General features: G+C 69.6%; 2 protein-coding genes and 1 pseudogene. 2 read left to right on the plus strand and 1 reads right to left on the minus strand.

What is annotated here, in order from left to right:
- Positions 1 to 192: pseudogene (locus LOY02_RS18905) on the plus strand (phosphoglucosamine mutase); the annotation flags it as partial.
- Positions 193 to 300: 108 nt separating this feature from the next.
- Positions 301 to 2,349, plus strand: a complete 2,049-nt coding sequence (locus tag LOY02_RS18910) for a M3 family metallopeptidase (protein ID WP_317183911.1) — start codon at positions 301 to 303, stop codon at positions 2,347 to 2,349.
- A gap of 66 nt (positions 2,350 to 2,415) precedes the next feature.
- On the opposite strand, the gene LOY02_RS18915 is transcribed toward LOY02_RS18910, so the two are convergent.
- Positions 2,416 to 2,896, minus strand: a 481-nt coding sequence (locus LOY02_RS18915) for a carbonic anhydrase (RefSeq protein WP_317183912.1), incomplete at its 5' end; no start/stop codon positions are given.

Below are 2,896 nucleotides of genomic sequence, written 5' to 3' on the forward strand. Positions count from 1 at the left end.
GAGGCGTGCTCGGCCATCGCCGAGGCGGTGAGTGCTGCCGAGTCAGAGCTCGGCACGACCGGCCGGGTGCTGCTGCGCAAGTCCGGCACGGAGCCGGTCGTACGGGTCATGGTCGAGGCGGAGGACGTGGGCCAGGCCCAGCTCATCGCAGGGCGCCTCGTCGACGTCGTCAAGGCCGAGCTGTCCCTGTAGCAGGTCACCGAGCCTGTCGGGTCGATGGCACATCGGGCCACCTCCGGGCGTCCCGCTGACCTCAACCCCGCCTTCGGGGGGCACTGCCGGACCGCATAGTCTCGGCAGATGGCCGACAGCACCCTCGTCTCGAACCCGCTCGCGACCCCGAGCACCTTGCCCTTCTCCCTCCCACCCTTCGACGAGATCCGCCCCGAGCACTACGGCCCTGCCTTCGACCGGGGCATGGCGGAGCACCTCGCCGAGGTCGAGGCCATTGCCTCGTCCGATGACCCGCCGACCTTCGAGAACACGCTCGTCGCCCTCGAGCGCGCCGGGAGGCTCCTCTCCCGTGCCAGCAGCGCCTTCTTCGGGACGTCGAGCGCGCTCGCGACGCCGGACATCCAAGCCATCCAGGAGGAGTATGCTCCCCGGCTCGCGGCACATGAGGACGCGATCCGCCTCGACTCGCGCCTCTACGAGCGGATCCGCGTCGTCCACGACGACACCGACCAGATGGCTGCCCTCGACCCGGAGTCGCGCCACCTTGTCGAGCGCTACCTCACCGAGTTCACCGTCGCCGGCGCCGCCCTGGACGATGCCGCCAAGGACCGCCTGCGCGAGCTCAATGCCACCCTGGCCGGCCTGACGACGCGTTTCGAGAGGGAGCTTCTCGCGGACGCCAACGACCTGGCCGTGCTCGTCGACGACGTCGCGGAGCTCGACGGGCTCACCCACGGCGAGATCTCCGCCGCCGCGGAGGCAGCCCGGCAGCACGGGCACGACGGTTCCTACCTCATCAGCCTCGTCCTGCCGACCAACCATCCGCACCTCGCCTCCCTGACGAACCGGGACCTGCGCCGGCGGCTGCACGAGGCGCAGCGGGCGCGCGGCAGCCGCGGCAACGAGCACGACACGAGGGAGCTCGTCCTCGAGATCACCCGGCTCCGAGCCGAGCGGGCCCGACTGCTCGGCTACCCGAACCACGCGGCGGCGGCGCTCGCCGACTCCACCGCCGGCTCGCCCGACCGCGTCCACGAACGCCTCGCCCCGATGGCCCGGGCCGCGGCCGCGAATGCGCGGACGGAGCAGGCTGCCCTCGAGGCCGAGGCCGGCCACTCGATCGAGGCCCACGACTGGGCCTTCTACTCCAACCGGGTCCGGGCAACGAGGTACCACGTCGACACCGCCGCCATGCGCCCCTACTTCGAGGCCGAGCGGGTGCTTCGCGACGGGATCTTCTTCGCTGCGGAGAAGCTCTACGGGCTGACCTTCCACGACCGTCCCGACCTGCCCGGCTACCACCCCGACGTCCGGGTCTTCGAGGTCCGTGAAGACGGCATGCCCATCGGGCTCTACCTGCTCGATCTCTACGCCCGGGACACGAAGAAGGGCGGCGCATGGATGTCCAGCCTGGTCCACCAGTCCTCGCTGCTCGACGAGCCTCACGCTGTCGTCACGAACAACCTCAACGTGCCGAAGCCGGCGGAGGGGGAGCCGACGTTGCTCACCCACGACGAGGTCAACACGTTCTTCCACGAGTTCGGCCACGCGCTCCATGGTTTGCTCGCCCGCGTCACCTACCCGCACTTCTCGGGGACCCGCGTCTTCCGCGACTTCGTCGAGTACCCGAGTCAGGTCAACGAGATGTGGATGCTCTGGCCCGAGGTGCTCGCGAACTACGCGGTCCACCACGAGACGGGCGAACCCATGCCGCAGGACCTCGTCGACCGGCTCATCGCATCACGCTCCTGGGGCGAGGGTTTTGCGACGAGCGAGTACCTCGCCGCCGCCTTGCTCGACCAGGCGTGGCACGCCCTCGACGTCGAGCAGGCAGCCGCGGTGACGGATGTGGGCGCCTTCGAGAAGCGGGCGCTCGAGCGTGTCGGCCTGGCCAACCCCCTCGTGCCGCCCCGCTACTCCACGCCGTACTTCGCGCACGCCTTCGCCTACGCCTATGACGCGCAGTACTACGCCTACATCTGGAGCGAGGTGCTCGACGCCGACACCGTGGCGTGGTTCACCGAGCACGGTGGGCTCACGCGCGCCAACGGCGACCGCTATCGCCGGTACGTCATCGGTATCGGCGGCGCCGTTGACCCGCTCGAGTCCTACCGCGAGTTCCGGGGCCAGGACGCCGACCCGCGCCACCTCCTCGAGCGCCGCGGACTCGCCTGACGCACAGCGGAACCCGCCGTATGCCGCTGTGCTGCCTCCCGTCCCAGGGCCCAGTTCACGACGTGGTCAGGCGATGGGCTCGAGCAGACCCGTGTCGACGTCGTAGATGAAGCCGCCGACCAGCGTGGACTCGGGGATGAGCGGGTGTGATCGGACCTTGGCGAGGTCCTCGCGGAGCTTCTGCTCCTGGTCGTCGATGACGCCGAAGCTCTGCCATGACGCGTCGATGCCGGACAGCTCGGTGATGCGCTGTCGCAGCTCGTTCTCGGTGTGCATCGTCATGGCGCACCTGGTGTGTGGCACGACGAGGATCCGACTGACGTTGAGGAGGTGGACACCGAGCACGAGAGCCTCGAGGGCCGCCTCGGTGACACGGCCGCCCGGGTTGCGGAAGATCTTCGCGTCGCCGGGCTCGAGACCGACGATGCCCAACGGGTCGATCCGTGAGTCCATGCACGTGACGATGGCGACGCCGGCCTTCGCGATGCCATCGAAGCCACCTAGCTGGAAGTCGTCGGCGAAGCGCCGGTTCGCCTCGAGAAGGTCG

The sequence above is a fragment of the Intrasporangium sp. genome, assembly GCF_032907665.1.
In the GTDB taxonomy this organism is placed as follows: Bacteria; Actinomycetota; Actinomycetes; order Actinomycetales; family Dermatophilaceae; genus Intrasporangium.